This is a genomic window from Nocardioides sp. (assembly GCF_034670285.1).
GTDB lineage: Bacteria > Actinomycetota > Actinomycetes > Propionibacteriales > Nocardioidaceae > Nocardioides.
On record NZ_JAXMNS010000570.1, the window covers coordinates 1 to 1,703 of the forward strand.

Genomic DNA, 1,703 nt, shown 5'->3' on the forward strand with positions numbered 1-1,703 from the left:
GACCAGTCCGGACTGGCGCGTCGGCTGTCGGAAGAGCGGCAGGAAGCCCGGCTGCCCCCGGCCGTGCGACTCGCGACGATCACCGGCGCACCCGGGGCGGTCGACGACGTGCTCACGCTGCTCGCGCCACCGGCGTACGTCGAGGTCCTCGGACCGGTGCCCAGCGGGGACGACGAGGAGCGCCTGGTCCTGCGCACGCCCCGCACGCACGGGGCCGAGCTGGCCCGCGCGCTGGGCGAGCTGCAGCGGGTGCGGTCGAGCCGCAAGCTGGACGCCGTCCGTGTCCGGGTGGATCCGACCAGCGTCTGAACCACCCGGTCGCCCAGTCGCGGCCGCTGGTGTCGCTCGACCCGGAACCGTTTAAAGCGCCGTATCGTCGGATCACCATGACGACTCACTGCTCCCGACCCCGTGTCCGCGCCCGTGTCCGCGTCCGCACGCTCGCCGCGGCGGCCGTCTCGCTCCTGGTCCTGTCCGGCTGCGGGGGCAGCGACTCCGACGTGGCCGCCGACCCGGTCGGCACGCCGTCCGCCGAGGTCGAGAACGACACCGACACCGGCACCAGCGAACCCGCAGGCATCGACCACCCCACTGGCGCCGAGGACGTGCTCCTGCGCATCGAGACGGGGGGAGGCTACGCCCCGGTGGAGTACACCTTCACCCGCCAGCCGGCCCTGCTCCTCACCGGCGACGGCCGGCTGTTCGTCCCGCCGGCCGACCTCGACTCGTCGCGCCTGATCCCGATGAACGTCGCCCAGCTCGACGAGACGCAGGTGCAGGAGCTGCTCGCAATGGCCGACGACGCCGGTCTGCTGGCGCCGCCACCCGACTACAGCCCCGACGCCGACGGCCCGCAGGTCGCCGACGCGCCGACCACCACGGTGAGCGTCACGTCCTCCGACGGCACCTGGCGTCACGAGGCCTACGCCCTCGGGTTCAACGACCAGAGCGACGCGCGGCTCGTGCTCTCCGGATTCGTCGACGCGGCTCTCGAGGCCGTCACCGACATCGAGACGGTGCCGTTCGAGGCGGCCGAGGTCGCGCTGTTCGTGCAGGAGACCGACTTCGACGAGGAGGTCATCGACTGGCCGGTCGACGACGTCGTCCTCGCCGACGTCAACGGGTGCGCGGCCGTCCCGGCGGACGGCGTGGTGGAGGCGTTGAGCGCCACCGGACCCGTCGTCTCGTTCGCCCAGGGGAGCGCGCTGTACTCCGTCGCGGGCGCCGAGGTGCTGCCCGGGATCGCCCCGTGCGGGGCCTAGCAGCCGAGCGGCGGACGGCGTGCGCCCCTCGCCTGTGACCTGACGCCCCCGCCCACTAAACTCTCCGCCGGGGCAACGCGGCCCCTCAACCGAGCGTCGACCGAGGGAGTTCTGTGGCCATCCAGCCGATCCGCCTGTTCGGGGACCCTGTGCTGCGCTCCAAGGCCATCGAGGTCGTCGACTTCGACAAAGAGCTCCGGACGCTGGTCGCCGACCTCACCGACACGATGCTCGAGGCTCCGGGTGCAGGACTGGCGGCACCTCAGATCGGTGTCGGTTTGCGGGTCTTCACCTGGAACGTCGACGGCGAGGTCGGTCACCTGGTCAACCCCGACCTGACGCTGTCGGTCGACGAGCAGGACGGGCCCGAGGGCTGTCTCTCGTTGCCCGACCTGACCTACGACTGCCGTCGCGCGCTCTCGGTCGTCAGATCGGAAGAGC

Annotated in this window: 2 protein-coding genes and 1 pseudogene; all 3 read left to right on the top strand. The window is 72.2% G+C overall.

Annotation, left to right across the window (positions count from 1 at the left end):
- A pseudogene (locus VOI19_RS19155) lies at positions 1–309 on the top strand (primosome assembly protein PriA); the annotation flags it as partial.
- A 77-nt stretch (positions 310–386) separates the two neighbouring features.
- Complete coding sequence (locus tag VOI19_RS19160; RefSeq protein WP_323794520.1) at positions 387–1,262, top strand: hypothetical protein; 876 nt, start codon at positions 387–389, stop codon at positions 1,260–1,262.
- Between the two features lie 113 nt (positions 1,263–1,375).
- Positions 1,376–1,703, top strand: a 328-nt coding sequence (locus tag VOI19_RS19165; protein ID WP_323794521.1) for a peptide deformylase, incomplete at its 3' end; no start/stop codon positions are given.